The organism is Undibacterium sp. RuTC16W, from assembly GCF_049339445.1.
Classification (GTDB): Bacteria; Pseudomonadota; Gammaproteobacteria; order Burkholderiales; family Burkholderiaceae_D; genus Undibacterium.
Genome location: NZ_JBMPPE010000003.1, coordinates 309,650 through 332,676, shown reverse-complemented (window position 1 = coordinate 332,676; position 23,027 = coordinate 309,650). Strand labels below are relative to the sequence as shown.

The window sequence follows — 23,027 nt, the reverse complement described above, 5'->3', positions numbered from 1 at the left end:
ACGTCATGCAAACGATTACCACCATTCCTCAACACACAGAGACATCGGCACGCAAAACAACAGTGTCGTTGACATTGAGTGCCTTGCGTTGCTTTAACGTGGCGGCGATTTGTGCTCTGGGTATCTGGCATGCTTATGCGTTTTATCTGAGTCAGTCCTTGCGCCATAGTCCGCCATCACCAGTGATTGAATTTCAGTTAATCAAGCAGGTGAATCACGCCGCGACGGGAAACAAACCAGACGCATCCATGAAACCGGCTACAACATCACTAAGAGGAGAATTCATATGAAGCAAATGACACAGATAACAAACATTGAACAAACTAAAAACACTATGTACATCAAGTATGTATCGCTGATGCTGGCGGCTTTGGCAGGCATGGTGTCGCCACTGGCGATCGCTCATGTCACGATGGAGCAAACGATCGCATCCGCAGGTGCTTATCAAAAGCTGACATTTAAGATTGGTCATGGTTGTGAGGGCAGTGGCACGCACACCGTGAAAGTCACATTGCCTGATAGTGTAATGAGCGCCAAACCTATGCCCAAAGCGGGCTGGAAGCTGAGTGCCCAAGTTGAGGATCTGGCGACACCATATCAGTCACACGGTAAAACCATCAGTAAAGATGTGCGTGAGGTGAGCTGGTCTGAGGGACTATTGCCGGACGCGCATTATGATGAATTTTCAGTGCAGGTGAAATTGCCGGATACGCCTGGTAAATTGTATTTTAAGGTCACGCAGTTGTGTGAGCAGGGACGCTTGGATTGGGTAGAAATCCCGAAGGAAGGTCAAGGCAAAAAAGACTTAAAAGCACCGGCGCCGATGCTGGATGTAGAGGGGAAGCAAGAGGCAGGACATCAGCATTGAGAGCTACCTAAATAGGACGTAGACACAAGCAAGACATCTCAGCACAGAGACACGGAAAAAAGGCGGGAATAAGCGGTGTCATGAGATATCGATTAACGGGTTTTTTAGAAGTTTTCAAAATGAATCCGCAGGCTGGATGCGCCTGTTGGCATGAAAAACCTCTGGAGGCCTCATCCAGACTGCGTGTTAATTTTTGACTGCTAAGCAGTTTGTCGTTTTACGTAAGTCCTGATGAAGAAGCAAATGAGCAAATAAATGAGCAAATAAAAAATGCCGCTGAGTCAGCGGCATTTTTTTCATGTTTTGCAGATACCAATGATCAGCGATTGGTACGGGACATAAATACCAGACGTTCAAACAGATGCACGTCCTGCTCGTTCTTCAGCAAGGCGCCATGTAACGGTGGCACGGCGAGTTTGTTGTCTTTGCTACGCAGCGCTTCGAGCGGAATATCTTCGGCAAGCAAGAGCTTAAGCCAGTCGATGAGTTCGGATGTCGATGGTTTCTTCTTCAGACCATTAACTTCGCGGACTTCGTAAAAGGTTTGCAGAGCCGCGGCGAGCAGGTCGCTTTTGAGTTTAGGGAAATGCACGTCGACGATTTTTTGCATCGTCTCTTTTTCCGGGAACTTGATGTAATGGAAGAAGCAGCGACGCAGGAAAGCGTCTGGCAATTCTTTTTCATTGTTTGAGGTAATGATCACCAGTGGACGATGCACGGCACGCACCATTTCGCGGGTTTCATAGACGTAGAATTCCATGCGATCAAGTTCGCGCAGCAAATCGTTAGGGAATTCAATATCGGCTTTGTCGATCTCATCAATCAGCAGGACGACTGGCTCATTTGCCGTGAAGGCTTGCCACAACACGCCTTTGACGATGTAGTTGTGAATGTCCTTGACGCGCTCATCTCCGAGCTGCGAGTCGCGCAGGCGTGATACAGCGTCGTATTCATACAGGCCTTGCTGGGCTTTGGTCGTGGATTTGATGTGCCATTGCAGCAGGGGCATATTCAGCGCGGCGGCGACTTCTTCAGCCAGCATGGTTTTGCCGGTGCCGGGTTCGCCTTTGATCAGTAGCGGGCGTTGCAGTTTGAGGGCGGCGTTGACTGCCAGTTTCAAATCATCGGTCGCGACATAGTTTTGTGCGCCATCGAAGCGGGTTGCTTGTGTCATGGTGTGATTGGAGGTCAGGGGTGAATGTATATTGAGCAGAGGAAGTAGCGTATTGCACTGGCAACGAGTATAAGCGAGAACGGGAGGTCTTGTGAACGGCTGTGCTATTTTGATGGTGTTGCTCTGTGTTTGACGCGGAGTTGTTGTGCTAAAGCATAAAAAAAGACCGACTTTCGGTCATGGAGGACAGCTATTTTAGGTAAATTTGATTGTAATCAGCTAAAATACTGTGTTGGATCAAACCGCCCTTTCGATAATTCTATCCTCGCTATTATGAAAAAATTGTTCGCACTTCTCGCCCTGGTGAGCGTTACCCAGGTTGCCGCTGCGGCAGATGTGGTTGGCAATGCCAAGGCCGCTGAAAACAAAGTTGCCATGTGTATTGGTTGCCACGCCATCGCTGGTTACAAAGCAACTTATCCTGAGGTATTTCAAGTGCCGATGATTGGTGGTCAATCTGCCAGGTACATCGAAAGCGCGTTGAAAGCCTACCAAAAGGGCGATCGCAAACACCCGACGATGCGCGGCATTGCTGGTAGCTTGTCTGATCAGGATATCGCTGATCTGGCTGCTTACTACGCTCAGCAGAAATAAGCCCACAAAAATAAGAACAGGAGCAATCATGAAAAAGAACACATTACTGGCCTTATTGTTGACGACTTTGTCGGCAGTGTCCTTGTCCGCTGTCGCTGGTGGCAATATCGAAGCAGGTAAAGCAGCCGCTGAAAAAGCCGCTTGTTTCTCTTGCCACGGTAAAGACTACAATTCCCCGATCGACCCTAGCTATCCAAAACTGGCTGGTCAACACAAGGACTACATCGCTCACGCGCTGAAAGCCTACCAGCACGGTGCTGATGCGCCAAATGGTCGTGGTAACGCGATCATGGGCGCTCAGGCAAAAGCCTTATCCAACGCCGATATCGAAAACATTGCAGCGTACCTGAATAGTCTGCCAGGCAGTATTGTCATGCGCAAGTAATTGACGCTATCTCGTCTGTTCGTTTAGTGTCAGTGAAGAGATTGGAGATTGCGTCGTCAGTATTAAAAAAGCCACGAGAAATCGTGGCTTTTTTACTGCTTGCGCCGCTCAATATCGCGGATTTTTTCAGGTCTTTGATGCGCGCTGGTCCGGTGAGTTTGAGCGGTGTATTTGAGCGCTGTTTTTTGTGAACCGTATCAGCGTGCCCGCAGATTGAGGGCATCAATATAGGCTGCGCCATCTGGCGGCAGGCCGGTACGTTGGGAGGTCCAGATCATTTCGCCGAGACATTCCATGATCTGGTGATGTGCTTCATGTTCTGAGTTGGTTTTTTGCGTCAAACGCTGAAACGCGAAACGCACGCCGGCAGGTTGATCCACCGAGATTTGTTCGCTAATCGTCAGATGCATGGACAGATGCAGGAAAGGATTGGTTTGCCCCTGATCGACGCTATAGTCTGCGGCTAGTGCTGCATCAAGGTCGCTGAGAATCGAGTGGTATTCGGGATGTTGATTCAGCCAGTCGGCAGCGATGCTCTCTAAGGGCGTCAGGATTTCTCTTGCAGTCGATTTGCGGTAGGTTTCGCAGAAGAAGCGGCGTACGTCGTGTTGGCTGGGTGTGAACATGGTAAAACTCAAAATCCGGGATGCGCGTATTGTACTCGGCTCTGCGAGTGGCCGCCTATTCGTCTCCCGATCGTCCACCTTGAGTTGCCCTCACCGGCAGGCGAATTTGTGAATATATTGACAGTTTCAGGTATGATCCGCAGCTTAACCCCACCTGGAGATTTCATCATGCTGACTCAAGAACATCTGGATACTTTGTTCATCACTGCACGTACGCATAATGCCTGGCAGGATAAGCCTGTCAGCGATGCGCAATTGCAGCAGATTTATGATTTGATGAAGTGGGGTTCTACTTCGGCGAACTGCTCTCCGGCACGTGTGATTTTTGTGAGAGGCGCTGCAGAAAAAGCTAAATTGCTCGACTGCATGGCACCAGGTAATGTGGAAAAAACCAAGACAGCTCCAGTGACGGCGATCATTGGGATGGACATGGAATTTTACGAGCAGTTACCAAAAATTTTCCCGCATGCGGATGCACGCTCCTGGTTTGTCGGTAACCAGCCTTTGATCGATGCGACGGCTTTCCGTAATTCGTCTTTGCAAGGCGCATATCTGATGCTGGCTGCGCGTGCGATTGGGCTGGATTGCGGCCCTATGTCTGGCTTTGATCCGGAAAAACTCAATGCGACATTCTTTGCCGGTACATCGGTGAAGGTGAATTTCGTTTGTAATATCGGTTATGGCGATGCAGACAAAGTGTTTCCGCGCTCGCCACGCTTGAGTTTTGATGAGGCATGCAAGATTGTCTGACGGATCGCTGTGCCCGCAGTAGCCGGGCACATTCTGTTGTTGTAAATGAGATGGGGTGTTGTGTGCTGTTATGTTGAATTAAATGTAGTGTGGTTTAATTTAATTTAATTTTAAGCGCCCTTTGGTAAGGGCGTTTTTTGTTTGTATTCGCAGAGGTCGGCGATCATGCAGTTCCAGCATTTGGGTGTGCGTGCAAGGCAGGTGTAGCGACCATGCAGAATCAGCCAGTGATGAGCATCAAGTTTAAATTCGTCGGGTACAAATTTGAGCAGTTTTTCTTCAACGATATCGACGTTTTTACCGGGTGCAATACCTGTGCGGTTAGAGACGCGAAAGATGTGTGTGTCCACCGCAATCGTCGGCTCGCCAAAGGCGGTGTTCATGACGACATTCGCTGTTTTTCTGCCGACACCGGGCAGGGCTTCTAATGCCTCGCGCTCCTTCGGTACTTCACTGTCGTGCTGATCGATCAGAATCTTGCAGGTAGCGATCACATTTTTCGCTTTGGTGCGAAATAACCCTATCGTTTGAATATACGGAATCAGCCCGTCTACATCGAGTGCCAGGATTTTTTCCGGCGTATTGGCAACAGGATAGAGTTTGCGCGTTGCTTTGTTGACGGAGACGTCGGTGGCTTGTGCGGACAATAGTACGGCGATCAATAATTCAAACGGACTTGTGTATTCCAGCTCGGTAGTCGGATGCGGATTTTGCGCTTGCAAGCGACTAAAAATTTCTTGGCGTTTTAGTTTGTTCATGGCTTGTTCTGATCCGTGTCGGCATCAAGTTTTTTCAGACGGGCGCGCTCGATTGCGGCGGCGATGATCGCTTTTTTGCGATCTCGCTCTGCGATTTCTGCGGTGGATAACGCTGGCTCTTCGATCAAGGCGGCTAATTTTGCCACCGCTTTGGCGGCGAGCCTGTCGTCATTTTCCCGGGTCTCTCTTTTTAATCGTAATTCACGTGCATGAAATTGCTGACGAGCCTGATCCGCCTGATCTGGTGTCCACGCATTCCAGCCCGTTTTACCCGGCGTGACATCGATCATGCTAATGCAGTCGACCGGGCAGGGGGCGACACAGAGGTCGCAGCCGGTGCAGAGTGATGGTATTACGGTATGCATTTGCTTTGCCGCGCCAAGTATTGCGTCAACGGGACATGCCTGAATACACAGCGTGCATCCTATGCAATACGCTTCATCAATTACCGCGACGGGTCGCACGCGTTCTAGGCCATGACTGATATCGAGGGGAATACTGGGTTTACCCAAGAGTTCCGCGAGGCGATTGACACCTTCTTGTCCACCGGGCGGGCATTGGTTGTAATTCGCCTTAGCCTCAGCAATTGCCTCAGCATAGGGACGGCAGGCAGGATAGCCGCATTTGGTACACTGGGTTTGCGGTAGCAAATTTTCTAATTGGTCTGCGAGGGTGGGTGACACGTGCTTTTTCTGTGGAATAGCGAAGATGCCTATTATCCTTGAAACAGCAACTTGTCGGGCAGTATTGCTGTTGCTGTGAGGGGAGTAGAGCTGCGCTTGTTCTGTTGAGTTATGAGCCCAGTCAGGAGTTGACGGACTGTCGGAATTATTTACAGTCAGTCAGACTACTCTCTTTAAAGCAATATTTTTGCGTCTTGGCTGGCGCTGTTTAATTATTGCTACTAAGAAAAAGATACGTATTTTTTGATCAAACACAGGCTTAACAATACGAACAAATATCGTCTTGATAATCGACACTAGACTGTGTTCATTACGGCCTAAGGCGCGCCAGTGTTGAGTTTTAAGAGAATGTCAGTATTTTGGTGTGGTCATGGATTGAGTGTTTGAATCCGGACTATCGGATTAGGGTGGGGGAACTGTCATTGTCTTGAATAAGACGGCAATGATGATCTCAGGGCAACGTGGAACGGAATTTGCAACACTAACGATATGTAATGGTATCCACTCAATTTTTCGCCAATTTATTAAAGGAAATCACATGAAGCTCAAGTCTTTGTTTGCTGCTTTAGTCATCAGTCTCGGTGTTGCTTCAAGCGCATCTGCCGTACCAACGGCATACGGTGCCAGCGGCACACCAAACCCAACACTCTATAGCTTTGTTGCCACTACCACTGGCGATGTCTTGGCTTATTTTGCTGATTCGACCGCAGGGTACACGAATACCTTGAGCTTACTGGTCAATGGTGTTGATACCGGTATTAGTGGCTTGAATAACCACACGTCTGTGTATGGACAAATGCTGAACTTCGGCACAGTCAATGCAGGTGATAGTCTGGTGTTCCGTTTAAATGTGTTGAATAACGGCGATACCTGGTACTCACAAAAATCACTGAACTCTGATGGCGTTAATCATATTTATTCGAGTTCTTACGCTGGAGATATCGCTATTCCTGCTGGCGTGTATGTGGCTTTTGAAGATTTGAGAAACGGTGGCGATTACAACTACCATGACGAAAACTTCGTGTTCACCAACGTTAGCAATGCGCAGGCAATTCCTTTGCCTGCAACACCATTGTTATTCGGTCTGGGTCTGGGCCTGCTGGCACTGGTCGGCAAACGTCGCAAACAAGATTGATTTGTTCAGGGAGTACTGGCAGATAACCCTGTCTGATCCCCTAAATAAAAAAACCGCTTAGTCTTAAGCGGTTTTTTTGTGAGTCATCGCGATAAATCAGAACATCACCAGCGTAATTTTCTGGCGTGATTGCTAAGGTAGAAAATTAACGATGTTCCTGAATGAACTCACCGATTTTTGGTGCAATAATTTCGCGCCAGCGGCGACCGGAGAAAATCCCGTAGTGACCGCAGCCCGGTGCGACGAAATCCTGTTTCATCTTGGCTGGTATGCCACTGCACAGATCATGTGCTGCCTGCGTTTGTCCCGGACCTGAGATGTCATCGAGTTCGCCTTCGACAGTGAACAGGGCAACGGTTTTAATGTCCTGTGGGCGCACTAATTTGCCTTCGACTTCCCATGTACCTTTAGGCAGATTAAATTCCTGAAACACGGTTTTAATCGTTTCCAGATAGTAGTCTGCCGGCATATCAAGAACTGCATTGTATTCATCGTAGAATTTGCGATGCTGCTCCGCCGATTCATCATCGCCTTGTACCAGATGCTGGTAAAAATCCCAGTGACTTTGCGCATGACGATCAGGGTTCATGGCGACGAAGCCAGTGTGTTGCAAGAAGCCTGGATACACTTTGCGGCCATAGCCGGGGTAGTTGGCTGGTACGCTGTAGATGACAGTATTTTCAAACCATGAAAATTTCTTTTCGGTGGCAAGATTATTGACTTGTGTCGGTGATTTACGTGGATCAATCGGACCACCCATCATGGTCATTGTTTTTGGCAATTTCGGGTCTTTGGCGGTTGCCATCAGAGCGATCGCGGCAAGTACCGGCACCGTTGGCTGACATACGGAAATGACGTGTACATCCGGCCCGAGCAAGCGAATGAAATCTTGAACATAGTAGATGTAATCATGCAAATGGAAGGTACCTTCGCTGAGCGGCACCATCCGCGCATCGGTCCAGTCGGTGATGTACACATCATGTTGCGGCAACAGTCCGCGCACTGTGTCGCGCAGCAATGTTGAATGATGGCCGGACAGCGGCGCAACCAGCAAGACAGTTGGCTGCTTGAGTTTAGTTAACTCTTTTTCAGGCAAATTCTTTTTGAAGTGCAGTAGTTTGCAAAATGGTTTGATTACTGCGGTACTTTGCACAACTTCTACCGTTTGTTTGTCGACGGTAGTGGTGGCGATGCCAAATTCTGGTTTTTCGTAATCTTTACCGAGGCGGAACAGCAACTCATAACCCGCAGCGATACGCTGTGCATAAGGGGAGTGCGCCAGAGGAGAAACAGGATTGGTAAATAGCTTCGATGATGCTTCTGCCCATTGTGTCATCGGGTTCAGAAAAGCGCGGTTCAGTTCATGAAGTTGATAGAGCATAATCGTGTCTTTCGGATAGGTGTATCAATTCAAGATTAGAAAAAGTAGTCTAGCTTGTTGCAATGCATCATAAACCAGATTTAAAACTTTGTCGCAGCTGTAGCCAAATCGCTGTTGCCGCGATGTAAATTACTGTTAAATCTTTAATCTTAAAACAAGGAAATTTTTTCCCTGCCAGCTCGTCTTGCGATACCACACCACAGCATCTCAGATTTTCTCAATGTGAGTGATGAGAAATATTCAGACATGCTAAGACATGTTCAATTATGTTCAATCATGTTCAGGTAGATATCCAGACGAATATCCAGATCTCAATTTAATCCTCTGTGCAGAGCTTGGTTTGGACACTTTCTGGACATAAAAAAACCGCAGCACAGGCTGCGGTTTTTGATGACAATAATCAGACTTAGTCGAAGACCGGTGTTTCCACACCCAAGATTTTGTGTAGTTTTGGTGAGGTCGTTGTGTATTGCATATGAATTTTCTTTTCAGGGAAAATATACGGTGCCGCACCGAACGCCGCCAGCGCTGCCTCATGGAAGCCTGACAAAATCAGTTTCTTTTTACCTGGATAAGTATTGATATCGCCGACCGCAAAAATACCGGGCACGTTAGTTTCAAACTTCTCAGTATTGACGACTTTTAATTGCTTACGCTCGATGTCGAGACCCCACTCAGCGATAGGACCGAGTTTTGGCGACAGACCGAAGAACACCAGCAAATTGTCCAAAGGCATACGACGTGTCACGCCATCAGCGCCCGTGACCTTAATTTCGGACAGCAAATCGTCTTTGGTTTCGATACCTGTGACCTGACCAATCGTCAATTGCATCTCATAGTTCTCGCACAGCTCTTTCATCTTTGCAACGGAAGCGGGTGCCGCACGGAAATCATCACGACGATGTAGCAGCACGACGGACTCTGCTTTGCCGACCAGATTTAACGCCCAGTCGAGTGCAGAGTCGCCGCCGCCGCAGATCACCAGATTTTTGCCGTGGAACTGGCTAGGATCTTTGACGCGGTAGAAGACTTGTTTATTGTCAAAAGCCTCAATGCCTTCTACTTTTAATGTGCGTGGCTGGAACGAGCCGACGCCAGCAGCGATGAAAATCGTTTTGGTGATGAAGCGGGTGCCTGTTGATGTTTCCAGATCAAAGCGGCCATCTTCACGACGTGCAACCAGCGTCACTTCTTGACCCAGATGGAAGGTCGGTTCAAACGGCTCGATCTGTTTCAGCAGATTGTCAGTCAACTCTTGTCCCGTGCAGACAGGTACAGCAGGGATGTCGTAGATAGGCTTGTCGGGATACAGCTCAACGCACTGACCACCAACCACGGCGAGTGAATCGATCACGTGAGCTTTGATTTCCAGCAGACCTAATTCAAATACTTGAAACAGTCCGACCGGACCAGCGCCAATGATCACGGCATCTGCCTCGATCACTGCATTGACTGGATTTGTTTTAATGTTTTCCATACGACTTGGTATTTCCTGATTTTCTTGCGAGCGAGAATAAGTGAGTGGGTAAGCGCATTGCAGCGTGTTTACCGCGATAACCGATTAACGTTCCAGATACTGCAATTTATCTTTAACATCTTTCCAGTCATCGGCATCTGCCAATGGGCTGGTTGTTTTAGTAATGGACGGCCAGCTACGGATCAGATCAGCATTGATCTTGATGAACTGTTGTTGATCCGCTGGTACATCTTCCTCGGCATAGATCGCGTTGACCGGACATTCAGCGACGCACACAGCGCAGTCGATGCATTCGTCTGGATCAATTACCAGGAAATTGGGACCTGCGCGGAAGCAGTCCACCGGGCATACATCCACGCAATCGGTATAGCGGCAACGGATGCAGGATTCGGTCACAACGTGGGTCATAACAGTCCTTCTTTAAGTATTCGGGGGTATTAAGGCACAACCATCAAGTGCTATGGCTGCAAAGCCTTGTATTTTAAGGCAATTTCAACTAACTCACAAATTAGGCTTAGATAAATTACGAATAAGCAAATACGTTGCGCGCGTTGCTTGCCCTGCCGGAGTCAACTGATAAGATGCTAGCAAATCGTCGAACCGGCGGTTTGATATGCATCTAGTTGTGCCGATACGCATTTAAAAGCCGGACTGTCGGATGAAATTTTTGATTGCTGCAAAATTGTTGTGATTAGCAAAATTTTATCCCTTGTTTCCGGCTACCATGCGTATCCCGCAAATTTCGTTTTTGCTCGCTACTTTCTGCGGTTCATCATGACAATAAAAAATATCTTAATGAGACCAACACACGCTATCTGCCCGGCAGGATTTGTTTATTTATTTGCTTTGTTTTTTCTGTTACTGCCCGCGCTGAGCTTTGCGGGCGATTTGCAGGGTTCTTCTTTGTCGGCATTTTGGGCCATCCCTTTTGCTGGCGTGTTGATGTCCATCGCCTTTGCTCCTATGCTGATACCGGCGATCTGGCACGCGCATTTCGGCAAAATTGTTGCTGGCTGGTCGCTGGCCTTTCTATTGCCTTGTGCTTATGTGTTTGGCGCGGATGTGACGTCGGGCAGTATTGCGCATACGCTGTTTGCTGAATATCTGCCGTTCATGATTTTATTGAGCAGTTTGTTTGTGATTGCTGGCGGTATTTGTCTGAACGGTAATCTGCATGGCACACCGGAACTGAATACAGGTTTGCTGATCATCGGCACCGTGCTGGCCAGCGTGATGGGCACGACTGGCGCTGCGATGCTGCTGGTGCGCCCGCTGATCAGAGCCAATGACAATCGCCAGCATGTGAAGCATGTCATGGTGTTTTTTATTTTTCTGGTAGCGAATGCCGGTGGTGCTTTGACGCCGTTAGGGGATCCGCCTTTATTCCTCGGATTTTTACAAGGGGTAGATTTTTTGTGGACACTGAAACATCTGGCGCAGCCTACTTTGTTTTTATGCCTGAGTTTGCTGGTACTCTTTTATCTGATTGATCGTCACTACTATCACAATCGGGAGGAAGAACGCCCGTTACAACTCGATCCAACGCCGGATTCGCCTTTGTCGATTGATGGTAAATTCAATTTTTTATTATTGTCTGGCGTGGTTGCCCTTGTCTTGATCAGCGGCTTGTGGAAATCCGGAGTCAGTATATTGGTTCTCGGTGTTTCTATAGCGCTGGAAAACATGGTGCGGGATGCGGGCTTATTGGTGTTGCTCGTCACGTCCTTGAAACTGACGCCCGCAAGTGCCCGTCTCGGCAACGAATTTTCCTGGGCGCCGATGGCAGAGGTTGCAAAAATATTTGCCGCTATTTTTATCACTATCGTGCCAGTAATCGCTTTGCTTAAAGCAGGCGAAGCAGGTGCTTTTTCAGCGGTGATCCATGCGGTGTCCGATGCGCAGGGGCAGCCAGTTAACGCGATGTATTTTTGGGCCAGCGGCTTGTTGTCATCGTTCTTGGATAATGCGCCAACTTATCTGGTGTTTTTTAATACGGCGGGCGGGGATGCGGTTGCGTTGATGGGGCCGCTCGCCGGTACGCTGGCAGCGATCTCTTGCGGTTCGGTGTTTATGGGCGCAAATAGTTATATTGGCAATGCACCTAACATGATGGTGAAGGCGATTGCCGAGCAACGGGGGATCGTGATGCCCGGTTTTTTTGGGTATATGGCCTGGTCTTGTGGCATCTTGCTGCCTTTGTTTGCTTTGATGACTTTCCTCTTTTTTTAGGATGAAAATGAAACCCGCTATTTTGGTAACACGCGCTGTTTTTCCAGAGATTTTACAATTGCTATCGCAGCATTTTGAAGTGGAGTCGAATCAGGAGGATGTGATTTTTTCACCGCAGGAACTGGCGACGAAATTGCACGGCAAACAGGGCGTGTTCACCACTGCGAGTGCCCGTTTTAATGCCGCTTTGTTGCAGCAATTACCTGATCTGAAAATGATCGCCCAAATGGCGGTTGGGTACGACAATATTGACATCGCCGCTTGCTCGACTCATCGGGTGATGGCGAGCAATACGCCGGATGTCTTGAATGAGACGACCGCCGACTTCGGCTGGGCATTATTGATGGCGACTGCGCGCCGTATCACCGAGGCTGAACATTGGCTGCGCGCAGGTCAGTGGAAGAAATGGTCGTATAACGGCTTTCTCGGTGCTGATCTGCATGGCTCGACCTTGGGTGTAATCGGGATGGGACGTATCGGCCAGGCGATTGCACGGCGCTCGATGGGCTTTGATATGCGAGTCGTTTATCACAATCGCTCGCGCTTGAATCCGGAGCAGGAGGCGCGTGCGAATAAGGCGAGTTATGTCAGTAAAGAAGAGTTGCTGCGCATGGCAGATCACGTCGTGCTGGTCCTGCCTTATTCAGCGACCTCGCACCATACGATAGGTGCAGAGGAGCTTGCGATGATGAAGCCGACAGCGACTCTGGTCAATCTGGCACGCGGCGGAATTGTGGATGATGCGGCTTTGATTGCCGCTTTGCGGGCGAAGACGATTGCCGCAGCAGGTCTGGATGTCTTCGAAAATGAACCGAAATTTCATCCGGATTTTTTAAGTCTGGAGAATGTCGTGCTGACACCGCATATTGCCAGCGCATCCGAGGCGACCAGGCGAGCAATGGCAGGATGTGCTGCGACGAATCTGATCGCTGCCCTGGGCGGCGAGCGTCCGCCTAATTTGCTGAATCCGGAGCTCTGGCCGAAGCCATGATTTCAATCTGATACAGGGTGGGAGTATAGTTATTTTTATGCCATATTGCGCAATAATAACGGCGTGTATAAAAAATACTCCCTATATCCCTGTTTTTTTACTTAGTCTTTCAAACCATTAATCAGGTCGACATAATCTTGCATCGCCGCTTCTTTTGTTGTTCCTGTCAGAGCAGCCCATGCATCGAATTTGGCGCGACCAACGAAGTCAGTAATACCCGGACGATCACCTGTTGCGTCACCGGCACTGCCTTGTTTAAACAGGGCGTAGATTTTTAGCAGCGTCATGTTGTCAGGACGCTCTGGCAGGTTTTTTGAATCGGTTAAGGCTTGAGTGAATTGGTCTTGCAGGCTCATACGCTACTCCTGTTGGGTGAATCGGAAACAGCAAAATAGCATACTCGGCTTACCCGCCAAAGCAGAACCCTAGAGGGAATCTTCGGACGCCAGCTGCGGTTATTTAGGGAAGCTTAAGGTGACAATTTGCTTGCGTGATGTTTTCATCTGGCCGCAGAGTGCTTAAGCGTGAATGTGAGCTGGATGCATGATAATGCGTTCGCATATTTACTCTCAGCGAGAGCCGCCCGAGGGACGTTCTCGCTCAATTTACGGTCAGCCTAATTCAGCTCAAATTAGTGGATGGTCGGCTCCGCACCGCAGCAGGCTTTGTATTTTTTGCCGCTGCCGCAAGGGCAGGGATCGTTACGGCCGACTTTCGGGCCATCGCGTTTGATAGTGGCAACGCCGGATTTACGTAATGGCGCCCAGAAGCGGCGGATTTCTGGAATCGCTGCTTCAAGTTCGATCGCAAGTTGATGACATTTTTGTGGCGTGTCGACCAGCGTCACTTCCTCTTCTTCGATTTCTTCTGCACCTAACAGATAAATCGGGCGCAACAGCGGTGCAATCGCTGATTCGTAGATCGGTTCCCACTGTTCGTCGCGCAGTTGCATGCCTTCCCAGAAGCCCCATGCCCAGGTTTCGCCATCGATGAGTTCTTTGCCATCTTGCTCCATCACGCAGAACAGCGGCTCAAATTCTTGCGGCGCGACTTCAAATGTGATCTGGATTTCATTCATAAAACGGGCGATCAGCGTGGTGATGCGCTCCATTTCTTTGGGCGTCTTGAATTTCGGTTCAGCCTGATCCGGCAAGCCCCAGACCAGCGGCAGCCATTCTGTCATCGGAATCATCTCTGGCCCGATCGCAATGGCTGTCAGGTAGCCGTGCAGCGCGTCCATGGTCATGCCGTCATCGCCGACGCGGTCAGACATTAAAAATTTGTCCAGTTCGTTAAATTCTTTATCGCTGAGAGGTTCGTCGAGATGCATGGCTAGAGTCGTGAATGTGGAAATACCGGAAGTGTAGCGCTTTGTCCCATGTTCGTGGGGAGTTTGAACGTACAATGCGCTCTATGACTACACCTGAATTTAACCTCGCTACGACAGAGAGTATGCCCGCTAGCACTTTAGAGAGTGCCGCTCCGGATTCGTCGCCCCACGCGTTTGCAGGCTTGACGCCTGAATGTGTGCTGGACGCGATGCATGAAGCGGGTTTTCACTGCGATGGCCGTTTATTGGCGCTGAATAGTTATGAAAACCGTGTTTATCAGCTTGGTATGGACGATGGTCCACCGATAATTGCTAAATTCTACCGGCCGCATCGCTGGACGGATGAGGCGATTCTCGAGGAGCATGCCTTCGTAAGTGAGTTGCATGCGCTGGAGATCCCGGTGGTTCCGGCCCTGGTATCTGCGGAAGGTCGCAGCCTGCTGGCACATCAAGGCTTTCACTTTGCAGTTTTCCCAAGACAGGGCGGCCGTGCACCGGAGCTTGATCAGGCGGATACACGTAAATGGCTGGGGCGCTTTATCGGCCGCATCCATGCGACAGGTGCACAACAGCGCTACCTGCATCGGGCTAATCTCGATCTTAATAGCTTCGGACATGAGCCACGTACTTATTTGCTGGCGCAGCAGTGCATTCCGGCGGATCTGGTGGCAGCTTATACAAGTGTCAGTAATCTGGTGCTGGATGGTGTGGCACGTTGCTATGAGCGTGCAGGCGAGGTGGCGATGATTCGCCTGCATGGCGATTGCCATCTGGGGAATGTATTGTGGACAGACGCTGGTCCGCATTTTGTTGATTTTGACGATAGTCGTATGGGGCCGGCGATCCAGGATTTATGGTTGCTACTGTCTGGCACGCGAGCCGAGATGACTGCGCAGTTCAGCGATATTTTGTTTGGTTACGAAGATTTTGCCGAGTTCCAGCCGCGTCAGTTACATCTGATCGAGGCTCTGCGCAGCTTGCGCATGTTGCATTATTCCGCCTGGCTGGCTCAGCGCTGGGACGATACTGCATTCAAACAAGCCTTCCCGTGGTTTAACACTCCGCGTTACTGGCAAGATCGTATATTGGAACTGCGAGAGCAGGTCGCCTTGATGGACGAGCCGCCGCTAGTAGTTTGAGCCGGATGTCGAAGGATTGTGCAGATTTTCTGCCATTGAATCGTAATCACGAGAGTGTGATCCGTTAAAATGCTGCCATTCTCTTACTTTTGAAATGCGCATCATGACTCAGGACGAACTTAAACTAGCCGTTGCCAAGGCCGCCATTTATTACGTTGTCGAGGGTAGCATCGTCGGTGTCGGTACCGGCTCTACCGCCAATTTTTTCATCGATGAACTGGCAAGTATCAAACACAAGATTAAAGGTGCTGTCGCCTCCTCAGAAGCTACCGCAGCACGCCTGCGCGCTCATGGAATCAGCGTATTCGACCTGAATGAGGTTAGTTCAATGCCTGTATATATCGATGGCGCAGACGAAATCACGCCGCAAGGTGCCATGATCAAAGGTGGTGGCGCAGCTCTCACCCGCGAAAAAATCGTCGCGTCGGTCGCCGATAAGTTTATCTGTATCGCGGATGGATCGAAACTGGTTGACCTGCTGGGCAAGTTTCCCTTGCCGGTTGAAGTCATCCCGATGGCGCAAGCCGTCGTTATGCGCAAACTGAATGCCATTGGCGGCGAAGCGCGTTTGCGTTTAAAAGAAGGGCAGCCTTTGTTGACGGATAACGGTAATGTGATCATCGATGTGCATGGACTGCAAATTGCCGATCCAGTCGCGATAGAAGCTGAGATGAACAATATTGTCGGTGTGGTGACGGTGGGGCTGTTCGCGAAGCAGGGGGCAAATGTGTGTTTGCTGGGGACTTCTGAGGGCGTCAAGTCGCTTACTTTTTAGTTGTCCAGAAATTGCATTAAAAATAATTTGCCAATAAAAAAAGCCCCGCCGAAGCGGGGCTTTTTATCAAAAACTTAATCAGTGAGATTAAGGATTTTGGATGTTGGAAGCTTGCTTGCCTTTAGGGCCTTGCGTGACTTCGAACTGTACTTTTTGACCTTCTTTGAGGGTCTTGAAGCCGTTCATTTGGATTGCGGAAAAGTGGGCGAACAAATCCTCACCGCCGTCATCCGGAGTGATAAAGCCGAAGCCTTTGGAATCATTGAACCACTTGACGGTACCTGTTGCCATAATGCATCTTTCAAATATAAACTAATCACACGAGCCGTAAAAGCAAGAAACCTAGCGTAACGCCGCCTCCTCCTAAACTTGCTCACTTCTATTGACTAATTACTACGTTGTCTTGTCAATAAATATCATTCTTGGCGGAAAAAAAAGTAAAGTCAAGAGATTTTGTTGCTATATGTAACACTGTTGTTTTTTTATTTAATGACAATAATCTGAGGCAATCTTTGGTTTGCTTAAGTCCGCTGTAAAAAGCTGAAAAATTGACAGGATTTTAATAAATGTGCTCTATCTGAGAGTGCGGTGCAGCAAAATGGTTGAACTTCGCCCGAAAAATACACTTTTTCCTTGGGTTAATAAATTACGATATAACTCGGGCTTGAGTAATTGATTTTAGGCACCATCTGCGAAAAATACTAAAAACGCGTAACATCTGAGAAGAGTCAGACTTAATCATGTCTCATTGATCAATTAAGCCTCTTTTTATTCGTTTATTATTTGACTCTCGACCAGATCAACGTACTAGAATAGACGTATGGGAAACAAGCAAGGAAACGGTACTTTATTGGAGAAGCAGGAGCAAAAGCTCAAGCCGCCCTCCATGTACCAGGTAACACTACTCAATGATGACTACACGCCAATGGAATTTGTCGTTGCCATCATTCAGGAGTACTTTAATAAAGACCGCGAAACTGCGATGCAGATCATGCTCAAGGTACATCGAGATGGTAAAGGGATATGCGGAGTGTATTCGAAGGATATCGCTTTAACCAAAGTGGAACTCGTGTTAACGCACGCTCGTAAGGCAGGGCACCCCCTGCAATGTGTGATGGAGGAAGTATGATTGCGCAAGAATTGGAAGTCAGCCTGCACATGGCATTTGTAGAAGCCAGACAGGCTCGTTATGAGTTCATCACGGTGGAGCACCTGCTGCTTGCCTTGCTGGATAATCCTTCCGCTGCCGAAGTAATGCGAGCTTGCGCCGTGAACATTGAAGATCTGCGCAAATCTCTCAGCAACTTTATCAGCGATAACACGCCGACCGTGCCTGGCACGAGCGAGGTAGACACACAGCCTACCCTGGGTTTCCAGCGCGTAATTCAACGTGCGATTATGCACGTTCAGTCTGCATCCAATGGCAAAAAAGAAGTGACTGGCGCAAATGTCCTTGTCGCTATTTTCGGCGAAAAGGATTCGCATGCAGTCTACTACCTGCATCAGCAGGGCGTGACACGTCTTGACGTCGTCAACTTCATTTCCCACGGAGTGCGCAAGGATCAGCAGGCTGAGCCGCAAAAAGCGCCAGAGGGCAGTGAAGAGGCACAGGCAGAAGGTCAGCCAAAAGAAAATCCCCTCGATCAGTTCACCCAGAATTTAAACAAAGCAGCAGCTGAAGGTCGCATCGACCCACTGATCGGTCGCGACAGTGAAGTTGAGCGCGTGATTCAGATCCTGTGCCGTCGCCGTAAAAATAATCCTTTGCTGGTCGGTGAGGCTGGCGTGGGTAAAACCGCGATTGCTGAAGGCCTGGCATGGCGCATTACGCAGAGCGATGTTCCCGACGTGTTGCAAAATGCTGTTGTGTACTCGCTTGATATGGGGGCGTTGCTAGCCGGTACCAAATACCGTGGCGATTTTGAGTTGCGCCTTAAAGGTGTGCTTAAACAATTGAAAGATACCCCAAACGGCATTCTCTTCATCGACGAGATTCACACCATTATCGGTGCAGGCTCTGCTTCTGGCGGTACCCTGGATGCGTCCAATTTACTAAAACCAGCTTTGTCGAACGGTCAGTTGAAATGTATTGGTGCGACGACATACACAGAATACCGCGGTGTCTTTGAAAAAGATCACGCACTGTCACGTCGCTTCCAGAAAATCGATGTCAATGAACCGACGGTGGAGCAAACCGTGCAGATTCTGCGCGGCCTCAAATCCAAGTTTGAAGAACATCACAATGTCAAATATTCAGCGTCCGCACTGACAACAGCGGCGGAATTATCTGCACGCTTTATCAATGATCGCCATTTGCCTGATAAAGCAATTGATGTGATAGATGAAGCGGGTGCAGCACAGCGCATTTTGCCAAAATCGAAGCAAAAGAAAACGATCGGCAAGGCTGATATTGAAGACATTATTGCCAAGATCGCCCGTATCCCGCCACAAACGGTGAATCAGGATGACCGTAGTAAATTGCAGACGATTGACCGTGATCTGAAAAACGTTGTATTTGGCCAGGAGCCTGCGATCGATGCTCTGTCGTCAGCGATTAAGATGGCGCGTGCGGGTCTAGGTAAAACAGATAAACCGATTGGTTCCTTCTTGTTCTCCGGCCCGACTGGTGTTGGTAAAACCGAGGTTGCCAAGCAACTGGCATTTACACTCGGCATTGAATTGATCCGTTTCGACATGTCGGAATACATGGAGCGTCACGCGGTCAGTCGTCTGATCGGTGCACCTCCGGGTTATGTCGGTTTTGATCAGGGTGGCTTGTTGACTGAGGCAATTAATAAAAAGCCGCATTCTGTTCTGTTGCTTGATGAGATTGAGAAAGCGCATCCGGATGTATTTAACATCCTGTTGCAGGTTATGGACCACGGTACGCTAACAGATAACAATGGTCGTAAGGCAGACTTCCGCAATGTGATCATTATCATGACTACCAACGCGGGTGCAGAGAGCTTGCAGAAACGTTCTATCGGTTTCAACGACAGCAAAGAAGCTGGCGACGAAATGGCCGATATTAAACGTATGTTCACGCCGGAGTTCCGTAATCGCCTGGATGCGATTATCAGCTTCCGTGCACTCGATGAAGAGATTATTCTGCGTGTTGTCGATAAATTTTTGATGCAGTTGGAAGAGCAATTGCATGAGAAAAAAGTCGAAGCAACTTTCACCGAGAATTTACGTAAATTCCTTGGTAAAAAAGGTTTTGACCCATTGATGGGCGCAAGACCAATGGCACGTCTGATACAGGACATGATACGCAAGGCATTGGCAGACGAATTATTGTTTGGTAAGCTCGTCAGTGGTGGTCGTGTTATTGTTGATCTGGATGATAAAGATCAGATCAAACTTGAATTTTCAGAGGGTGATGCAACTCCACCTGCGGCATCTCAGGAAGTGGTGGAAGTAGAATAAGTGTTGACGTGTATGTTCCGGCAGTGAGATATACCTGGTTTTGGTGTAGCAACAATTAAGATTATTTGTGCTAAGGAGAAAAATATGGGCGGTCTCACACTACCAACGTATGTGCTGGAATATACAACGAAGACAATAGATTCCGTGTTGTCCCAGGCAGCACTGGAGGGCAGCGAGGTTGAAGTCGATGTCTATGAACGACGTGATGCATCCAGAAAACACGTTGCGCTAGGACAGAGACTCAAAGATGAAGATGATACCTTCCGGGTAACTGTTAACACCGAGTTAGGTTTGCATAACGACGAATGGAATTACACTATATTGCGTGAATCCGCTGGTCGCAGTCGTAAGATGAAAAAATAATAGCTCTGGTTATACGCAGCTCACAAGTAGCTAACAAAAATAAAGCCTTTGAATACGAATTCAAAGGCTTTATTTTTAATATCAAACAGCAGTTTATGTGGCGGGAATTCCCCCATTCTTTATTGAGCTGAATTTGAATAAACAACTGTCTTCCCCATGAATTTTCATGTCAGTGGACTCGACTACATGTCCCAGAAATTGAGTTAAGGTTTTGCGCCAGAATTTTTCTGCTACCGAATTTTGACGGAGGGAGTAAATTTCCCAATTACCTTTAAACTGATTCAATAGTAATTGAATCGCAGCTTGCGATATGCCTTTGCCACGATAGCGTCGTAAGATGAAGAAATAGCCGAGATTGTAGTGGCTGCTGTCATGGGTGAGTTCATCATCAATCACCGCAAATCCAGCCAGCTTGTCATTCATTTTGATCAGAAATGGCTTTACACTAGATTGGCTCCAGTATGCTTCTTTGGGTTGCAGTCGAAAGAGGCCTGTCTCACTTAAATCAATGTCGTACCACTCACTAAAATCATAGTTGTAGAACTGCATCATGTTCTCTATACGATACAGATCTGCCTTGGTGGCAGCGCATACTGCAACCTCATTATTAGCGAAGATCATTACTTTTTTTCTGAGGGCTGGCTAAGCCAAGGCTTAATGCTTCCCTGTACTGCCAAACCCACCCTCGCCACGCTCGCTGTCGCCGAATTCTTCGACAATATTAAAGCCGACTTGCAATACCGGAACGATGATCAGTTGCGCCAGTCTTTCCATTGGTTGCAAGGTGAATTCATTTTGTCCGCGATTCCAGGTTGAGACCATGAGTTGTCCCTGATAATCGGAGTCGATCAGACCGACCAGATTGCCTAGTACGATGCCGTTTTTGTGCCCCATGCCGCTGCGTGGCAATATCATTGCTGCGTAGCCAGGATCGCCGATATGAATCGCCAGACCAGTTGGAATTAATACGGTTTCGCCTGGTTTAATCGTGATGGCTGCATCGATGCAGGCGCGCAGGTCGAGGCCAGCGCTGCCAGGTGTGCCATAAGCTGGCAATTGGTCTTTCATGCGGGCGTCGAGAACTTTGAGGTCGATATTTTTCATGCTGTTTTTATGCGTAAAGAGTTTGTTTGATTTGAGCGTTCAGATGTTGCGATTTACTTCGATATTCTTTGAGCGATTTCTTGAATTAACTGAATCGCAAGAGTTTGCTTATCAGCACGTGGTAAAGCTTTATGACCATTGACGTCGAACAAAACTAATTCATTTTCGTCTTTGCCGAAAGTGTGATGGCCAATATTGCCGACTAGCAGGGGTACGTTTTTCTTAGCCCGCTTTACTGCGCCATATTCCAGCAGATTTTCGGACTCTGCCGCAAAGCCGACGCAGTAGGGCGGTTCAGTGAGAGCTGCGACGGTAGCAAGAATATCGGGGTTTTGTGCGAACTGTAGTTGTGGTGTGTCGCTGTCGCTGGTTTTTTTAAGTTTTTGAGGACTGGCATTGGCAACTCGCCAGTCGGCGACGGCAGCAACGGCAATAAACACCTGCTGGTGATGCGCTGCGAGTTCGGCCATCACAGCGTTATGCATTTGCTGCGCAGTCTGTATCTGCACTCTGCGCATGCCATACGGCGTATCTAAGGCGGTCGGGCCAGAGATTAACGTGACGTCTGCTCCAGCCTCCCACGCAGCCTGTGCGATCGCGTAACCCATTTTTCCCGAAGATAGATTAGTGATCCCTCTCACCGGATCAATTGGTTCAAATGTAGGCCCCGCAGTGATCAGGACAGATTTTCCTGTCAATGTCTTTGCTTGAAACGACGCAATAATTTCAGTCAGCAGTTGATCTGCCTCCAGCATGCGTCCCATGCCGACTTCGCCACAGGCTTGCTCACCGGCGGCTGGTCCCAGAACCTTGATGCCGTCTGCTTTGACTTGTGTGATATTGCGCTGGGTTGCCGGATTGAGCCACATTTCTACATTCATTGCTGGCGCAATCAGGAGGGGCACATGATGTGGTCTGGCGACACACAAAGTAGACAGCAAATCGTCGCATATACCGTTCGCCAGCTTCGCAATGAAATTTGTACTGCAAGGCGCAATCACAATCGCATCTGCATCGCGTGTCAGGTCGATATGCGGCATATTGTTAGAGATGCGGGCATCCCACTGGTCGCTGTAGACGGTGTTGCCAGACATGGCTTGCATCGTTACCGGTGTAATAAATTGTGTGGCGTTCTGTGTCATGACGATGTGGACAGATGCGCCAGCCTTAGTAAGGCCACGTGTCAGCTCTGCGACTTTGTAGCAGGCAATACCGCCGGTTAAGCCTAGGACAATTTTTTTGCCAGCGAGTCGCATGATGGGTCCTTATTTTTTGACGCGGCGTAATTCATCGAGAATAAACAAGGCAGCACCTACACAGATGGCACTGTCTGCAATATTAAAAGCAGGGAAGTGATAAATTTCTTTATAGTGAAAGTCAAGAAAATCAATTACATGGCCATACAATAAGCGGTCGATCACATTGCCCAGGGCGCCACCCATAATCAATGACAGTGCCCAGCAAAATAAACGTTGTCCCGCATTTTGTCTGATCAGGTAAGTAATCACCAGGGCTGCAACGACACCGATTGCTGTGAACAAGTAACGCTGCCATCCAGATTCAGCAGCCAGAAAGCTGAATGCGGCTCCTTTATTATAGGCAAGTACCAGATTGAAGAAAGAAGTCAGCGGCAGCGCTTCACCCAAAGTGAATAATTTGGTGATCGTAATTTTGCTGAGCTGATCAAGCAAAATAATAATACTGGCAAGGCCGAGCCACGGCACTAGTGAGCTGCCAGAAGATTTGGAGACGGTAGAAAACGAATTACGTTTTTTAGTTGCCATAGAATGAGATGAAATATATTCCGGTAAGGGAAATGCGCACGCATATTGTCACGCA

General features: G+C 48.6%; 27 protein-coding genes. 13 read left to right on the top strand and 14 right to left on the bottom strand.

Going from position 1 to position 23,027, the window contains the following annotated elements; all coding sequences use genetic code 11:
• Positions 1–5 precede the first annotated feature (5 nt).
• Together ACO0K4_RS08280 and ACO0K4_RS08275 are read left to right on the top strand one after the other, a co-directional pair.
• Positions 6–290, top strand: a complete 285-nt coding sequence (locus ACO0K4_RS08280; RefSeq protein WP_422956142.1) for a hypothetical protein — start codon at positions 6–8, stop codon at positions 288–290.
• Positions 287–868, top strand: coding sequence for a YcnI family protein (locus ACO0K4_RS08275; RefSeq protein WP_422956141.1), 582 nt, complete (start codon positions 287–289; stop codon positions 866–868). Before ACO0K4_RS08280 ends, ACO0K4_RS08275 begins: the two co-directional genes overlap by 4 nt.
• A gap of 319 nt (positions 869–1,187) precedes the next feature.
• Here ACO0K4_RS08275 and ACO0K4_RS08270 read toward each other — a convergent pair whose 3' ends face one another.
• The gene (locus ACO0K4_RS08270) at positions 1,188–2,042 is read right to left on the bottom strand and encodes an AAA family ATPase (protein WP_422956140.1); all 855 of its coding nucleotides are present in this window, start codon (positions 2,040–2,042) and stop codon (positions 1,188–1,190) included.
• A gap of 273 nt (positions 2,043–2,315) precedes the next feature.
• Here ACO0K4_RS08270 and ACO0K4_RS08265 point away from each other — a divergent pair, with 273 nt between their 5' ends.
• A complete protein-coding gene (locus ACO0K4_RS08265; RefSeq protein WP_422956139.1) occupies positions 2,316–2,636 on the top strand; it encodes a c-type cytochrome in 321 nt (106 codons plus the stop codon).
• A 28-nt stretch (positions 2,637–2,664) separates the two neighbouring features.
• Positions 2,665–3,021 carry a c-type cytochrome gene (locus ACO0K4_RS08260; protein ID WP_422956138.1) on the top strand — a complete coding sequence of 119 codons (357 nt, stop codon included), beginning with the start codon at positions 2,665–2,667 and terminating at the stop codon, positions 3,019–3,021.
• 197 nt (positions 3,022–3,218) lie between these two features.
• Here the strand turns inward: ACO0K4_RS08260 and ACO0K4_RS08255 are convergent, their stop codons facing one another.
• Positions 3,219–3,647: a DUF1841 family protein gene (locus ACO0K4_RS08255; protein WP_422956137.1), complete on the bottom strand. Its 429-nt coding sequence runs from the start codon at positions 3,645–3,647 to the stop codon at positions 3,219–3,221.
• 165 nt (positions 3,648–3,812) lie between these two features.
• Between ACO0K4_RS08255 and ACO0K4_RS08250 the strand changes: the two genes are divergently transcribed.
• Positions 3,813–4,397 (top strand): malonic semialdehyde reductase, encoded by a 585-nt coding sequence (locus ACO0K4_RS08250; protein WP_422956286.1) that lies wholly within the window; start codon positions 3,813–3,815, stop codon positions 4,395–4,397.
• 110 nt (positions 4,398–4,507) lie between these two features.
• Here ACO0K4_RS08250 and nth read toward each other — a convergent pair whose 3' ends face one another.
• Both nth and rsxB read right to left on the bottom strand, forming a co-directional pair.
• Positions 4,508–5,155, bottom strand: a complete 648-nt coding sequence (nth, locus tag ACO0K4_RS08245; protein ID WP_422956136.1) for an endonuclease III — start codon at positions 5,153–5,155, stop codon at positions 4,508–4,510.
• A complete protein-coding gene (rsxB, locus tag ACO0K4_RS08240; RefSeq protein ID WP_422956285.1) occupies positions 5,152–5,871 on the bottom strand; it encodes an electron transport complex subunit RsxB in 720 nt (239 codons plus the stop codon). The genes nth and rsxB overlap by 4 nt, the downstream gene beginning before the upstream one ends.
• A gap of 505 nt (positions 5,872–6,376) precedes the next feature.
• Here rsxB and ACO0K4_RS08235 point away from each other — a divergent pair.
• Complete coding sequence (locus tag ACO0K4_RS08235; RefSeq protein WP_422956135.1) at positions 6,377–6,973, top strand: DUF4114 domain-containing protein; 597 nt, start codon at positions 6,377–6,379, stop codon at positions 6,971–6,973.
• 145 nt (positions 6,974–7,118) lie between these two features.
• Here ACO0K4_RS08235 and ACO0K4_RS08230 read toward each other — a convergent pair whose 3' ends face one another.
• The 3 genes from ACO0K4_RS08230 to fdxA all read right to left on the bottom strand — a co-directional run bounded on the left by ACO0K4_RS08230 (position 7,119) and on the right by fdxA (position 10,239).
• Positions 7,119–8,354 (bottom strand): polyhydroxyalkanoate depolymerase, encoded by a 1,236-nt coding sequence (locus tag ACO0K4_RS08230; RefSeq protein ID WP_422956134.1) that lies wholly within the window; start codon positions 8,352–8,354, stop codon positions 7,119–7,121.
• 406 nt (positions 8,355–8,760) lie between these two features.
• Positions 8,761–9,831 (bottom strand): NAD(P)/FAD-dependent oxidoreductase, encoded by a 1,071-nt coding sequence (locus tag ACO0K4_RS08225; protein ID WP_422956133.1) that lies wholly within the window; start codon positions 9,829–9,831, stop codon positions 8,761–8,763.
• Positions 9,832–9,915: 84 nt separating this feature from the next.
• Positions 9,916–10,239: a ferredoxin FdxA gene (gene fdxA, locus ACO0K4_RS08220; RefSeq protein ID WP_186915210.1), complete on the bottom strand. Its 324-nt coding sequence runs from the start codon at positions 10,237–10,239 to the stop codon at positions 9,916–9,918.
• A gap of 387 nt (positions 10,240–10,626) precedes the next feature.
• On the opposite strand from fdxA, the gene ACO0K4_RS08215 reads away from it, so the two are divergent.
• The gene (locus tag ACO0K4_RS08215) at positions 10,627–12,060 is read left to right on the top strand and encodes a sodium:proton antiporter (protein ID WP_422956132.1); all 1,434 of its coding nucleotides are present in this window, start codon (positions 10,627–10,629) and stop codon (positions 12,058–12,060) included.
• Between the two features lie 7 nt (positions 12,061–12,067).
• Positions 12,068–13,051, top strand: a complete 984-nt coding sequence (locus ACO0K4_RS08210) for a 2-hydroxyacid dehydrogenase (RefSeq protein WP_422956131.1) — start codon at positions 12,068–12,070, stop codon at positions 13,049–13,051.
• 101 nt (positions 13,052–13,152) lie between these two features.
• Here the strand turns inward: ACO0K4_RS08210 and ACO0K4_RS08205 are convergent, their stop codons facing one another.
• Positions 13,153–13,407, bottom strand: coding sequence for an acyl-CoA-binding protein (locus ACO0K4_RS08205; RefSeq protein ID WP_422956130.1), 255 nt, complete (start codon positions 13,405–13,407; stop codon positions 13,153–13,155).
• A 275-nt stretch (positions 13,408–13,682) separates the two neighbouring features.
• Positions 13,683–14,381: a UPF0149 family protein gene (locus ACO0K4_RS08200; protein WP_422956129.1), complete on the bottom strand. Its 699-nt coding sequence runs from the start codon at positions 14,379–14,381 to the stop codon at positions 13,683–13,685.
• 122 nt (positions 14,382–14,503) lie between these two features.
• On the opposite strand from ACO0K4_RS08200, the gene ACO0K4_RS08195 reads away from it, so the two are divergent.
• Both ACO0K4_RS08195 and rpiA read left to right on the top strand, forming a co-directional pair.
• Positions 14,504–15,520, top strand: a complete 1,017-nt coding sequence (locus tag ACO0K4_RS08195; RefSeq protein ID WP_422956284.1) for a serine/threonine protein kinase — start codon at positions 14,504–14,506, stop codon at positions 15,518–15,520.
• Between the two features lie 103 nt (positions 15,521–15,623).
• Positions 15,624–16,295: a ribose-5-phosphate isomerase RpiA gene (rpiA, locus tag ACO0K4_RS08190; RefSeq protein WP_422956128.1), complete on the top strand. Its 672-nt coding sequence runs from the start codon at positions 15,624–15,626 to the stop codon at positions 16,293–16,295.
• Positions 16,296–16,382: 87 nt separating this feature from the next.
• Here rpiA and cspE read toward each other — a convergent pair whose 3' ends face one another.
• Positions 16,383–16,586, bottom strand: a complete 204-nt coding sequence (gene cspE / locus ACO0K4_RS08185; RefSeq protein ID WP_126129050.1) for a transcription antiterminator/RNA stability regulator CspE — start codon at positions 16,584–16,586, stop codon at positions 16,383–16,385.
• Between the two features lie 529 nt (positions 16,587–17,115).
• Between cspE and clpS the strand changes: the two genes are divergently transcribed.
• From clpS to ACO0K4_RS08170, 3 genes are all read left to right on the top strand, one after another.
• The gene (clpS, locus tag ACO0K4_RS08180) at positions 17,116–17,424 is read left to right on the top strand and encodes an ATP-dependent Clp protease adapter ClpS (protein WP_262835813.1); all 309 of its coding nucleotides are present in this window, start codon (positions 17,116–17,118) and stop codon (positions 17,422–17,424) included.
• A complete protein-coding gene (gene clpA / locus ACO0K4_RS08175) occupies positions 17,421–19,721 on the top strand; it encodes an ATP-dependent Clp protease ATP-binding subunit ClpA (protein WP_422956127.1) in 2,301 nt (766 codons plus the stop codon). Before clpS ends, clpA begins: the two co-directional genes overlap by 4 nt.
• Before the next feature lie 84 nt (positions 19,722–19,805).
• A complete protein-coding gene (locus ACO0K4_RS08170) occupies positions 19,806–20,084 on the top strand; it encodes a hypothetical protein (RefSeq protein WP_422956126.1) in 279 nt (92 codons plus the stop codon).
• A gap of 93 nt (positions 20,085–20,177) precedes the next feature.
• On the opposite strand, the gene ACO0K4_RS08165 is transcribed toward ACO0K4_RS08170, so the two are convergent.
• The 4 genes from ACO0K4_RS08165 to lspA are packed head-to-tail and all read right to left on the bottom strand — an operon-like array spanning position 20,178 to position 22,972.
• Positions 20,178–20,705 carry a GNAT family N-acetyltransferase gene (locus tag ACO0K4_RS08165; protein ID WP_422956125.1) on the bottom strand — a complete coding sequence of 176 codons (528 nt, stop codon included), beginning with the start codon at positions 20,703–20,705 and terminating at the stop codon, positions 20,178–20,180.
• A 33-nt stretch (positions 20,706–20,738) separates the two neighbouring features.
• Positions 20,739–21,188, bottom strand: a complete 450-nt coding sequence (gene dut / locus ACO0K4_RS08160; RefSeq protein ID WP_422956124.1) for a dUTP diphosphatase — start codon at positions 21,186–21,188, stop codon at positions 20,739–20,741.
• A 53-nt stretch (positions 21,189–21,241) separates the two neighbouring features.
• On the bottom strand, positions 21,242–22,444 hold the full coding sequence (coaBC, locus tag ACO0K4_RS08155; protein WP_422956123.1) for a bifunctional phosphopantothenoylcysteine decarboxylase/phosphopantothenate--cysteine ligase CoaBC: 1,203 nt from the start codon (positions 22,442–22,444) through the stop codon (positions 21,242–21,244).
• 9 nt (positions 22,445–22,453) lie between these two features.
• The gene (lspA, locus tag ACO0K4_RS08150; protein ID WP_422956122.1) at positions 22,454–22,972 is read right to left on the bottom strand and encodes a signal peptidase II; all 519 of its coding nucleotides are present in this window, start codon (positions 22,970–22,972) and stop codon (positions 22,454–22,456) included.
• Between the last annotated feature and the right edge of the window lie 55 nt (positions 22,973–23,027).

Bases quoted from the DNA above. Each gene is read 5' to 3' on its own strand.
- ACO0K4_RS08275 (WP_422956141.1), top strand. From the start codon at position 287: ATGAAGCAAATGACACAGATAACAAACATTGAACAAACTAAAAACACT.
- ACO0K4_RS08205 (WP_422956130.1), bottom strand. From the start codon at position 13,407: ATGAGCCTGCAAGACCAATTCACTCAAGCCTTAACCGATTCAAAAAAC.
- ACO0K4_RS08270 (WP_422956140.1), bottom strand. From the start codon at position 2,042: ATGACACAAGCAACCCGCTTCGATGGCGCACAAAACTATGTCGCGACC.
- lspA (WP_422956122.1), bottom strand. From the start codon at position 22,972: ATGGCAACTAAAAAACGTAATTCGTTTTCTACCGTCTCCAAATCTTCT.
- ACO0K4_RS08260 (WP_422956138.1), top strand. From the start codon at position 2,665: ATGAAAAAGAACACATTACTGGCCTTATTGTTGACGACTTTGTCGGCA.
- ACO0K4_RS08170 (WP_422956126.1), top strand. From the start codon at position 19,806: ATGGGCGGTCTCACACTACCAACGTATGTGCTGGAATATACAACGAAG.
- ACO0K4_RS08165 (WP_422956125.1), bottom strand. From the start codon at position 20,705: ATGATCTTCGCTAATAATGAGGTTGCAGTATGCGCTGCCACCAAGGCA.
- cspE (WP_126129050.1), bottom strand. From the start codon at position 16,586: ATGGCAACAGGTACCGTCAAGTGGTTCAATGATTCCAAAGGCTTCGGC.
- fdxA (WP_186915210.1), bottom strand. From the start codon at position 10,239: ATGACCCACGTTGTGACCGAATCCTGCATCCGTTGCCGCTATACCGAT.
- ACO0K4_RS08215 (WP_422956132.1), top strand. From the start codon at position 10,627: ATGAGACCAACACACGCTATCTGCCCGGCAGGATTTGTTTATTTATTT.
- rpiA (WP_422956128.1), top strand. From the start codon at position 15,624: ATGACTCAGGACGAACTTAAACTAGCCGTTGCCAAGGCCGCCATTTAT.
- clpA (WP_422956127.1), top strand. From the start codon at position 17,421: ATGATTGCGCAAGAATTGGAAGTCAGCCTGCACATGGCATTTGTAGAA.
- ACO0K4_RS08255 (WP_422956137.1), bottom strand. From the start codon at position 3,647: ATGTTCACACCCAGCCAACACGACGTACGCCGCTTCTTCTGCGAAACC.
- coaBC (WP_422956123.1), bottom strand. From the start codon at position 22,444: ATGCGACTCGCTGGCAAAAAAATTGTCCTAGGCTTAACCGGCGGTATT.
- ACO0K4_RS08235 (WP_422956135.1), top strand. From the start codon at position 6,377: ATGAAGCTCAAGTCTTTGTTTGCTGCTTTAGTCATCAGTCTCGGTGTT.
- ACO0K4_RS08265 (WP_422956139.1), top strand. From the start codon at position 2,316: ATGAAAAAATTGTTCGCACTTCTCGCCCTGGTGAGCGTTACCCAGGTT.
- clpS (WP_262835813.1), top strand. From the start codon at position 17,116: ATGGGAAACAAGCAAGGAAACGGTACTTTATTGGAGAAGCAGGAGCAA.
- ACO0K4_RS08230 (WP_422956134.1), bottom strand. From the start codon at position 8,354: ATGCTCTATCAACTTCATGAACTGAACCGCGCTTTTCTGAACCCGATG.
- ACO0K4_RS08225 (WP_422956133.1), bottom strand. From the start codon at position 9,831: ATGGAAAACATTAAAACAAATCCAGTCAATGCAGTGATCGAGGCAGAT.
- ACO0K4_RS08195 (WP_422956284.1), top strand. From the start codon at position 14,504: ATGCCCGCTAGCACTTTAGAGAGTGCCGCTCCGGATTCGTCGCCCCAC.
- nth (WP_422956136.1), bottom strand. From the start codon at position 5,155: ATGAACAAACTAAAACGCCAAGAAATTTTTAGTCGCTTGCAAGCGCAA.
- dut (WP_422956124.1), bottom strand. From the start codon at position 21,188: ATGAAAAATATCGACCTCAAAGTTCTCGACGCCCGCATGAAAGACCAA.
- ACO0K4_RS08280 (WP_422956142.1), top strand. From the start codon at position 6: ATGCAAACGATTACCACCATTCCTCAACACACAGAGACATCGGCACGC.
- ACO0K4_RS08210 (WP_422956131.1), top strand. From the start codon at position 12,068: ATGAAACCCGCTATTTTGGTAACACGCGCTGTTTTTCCAGAGATTTTA.
- ACO0K4_RS08200 (WP_422956129.1), bottom strand. From the start codon at position 14,381: ATGCATCTCGACGAACCTCTCAGCGATAAAGAATTTAACGAACTGGAC.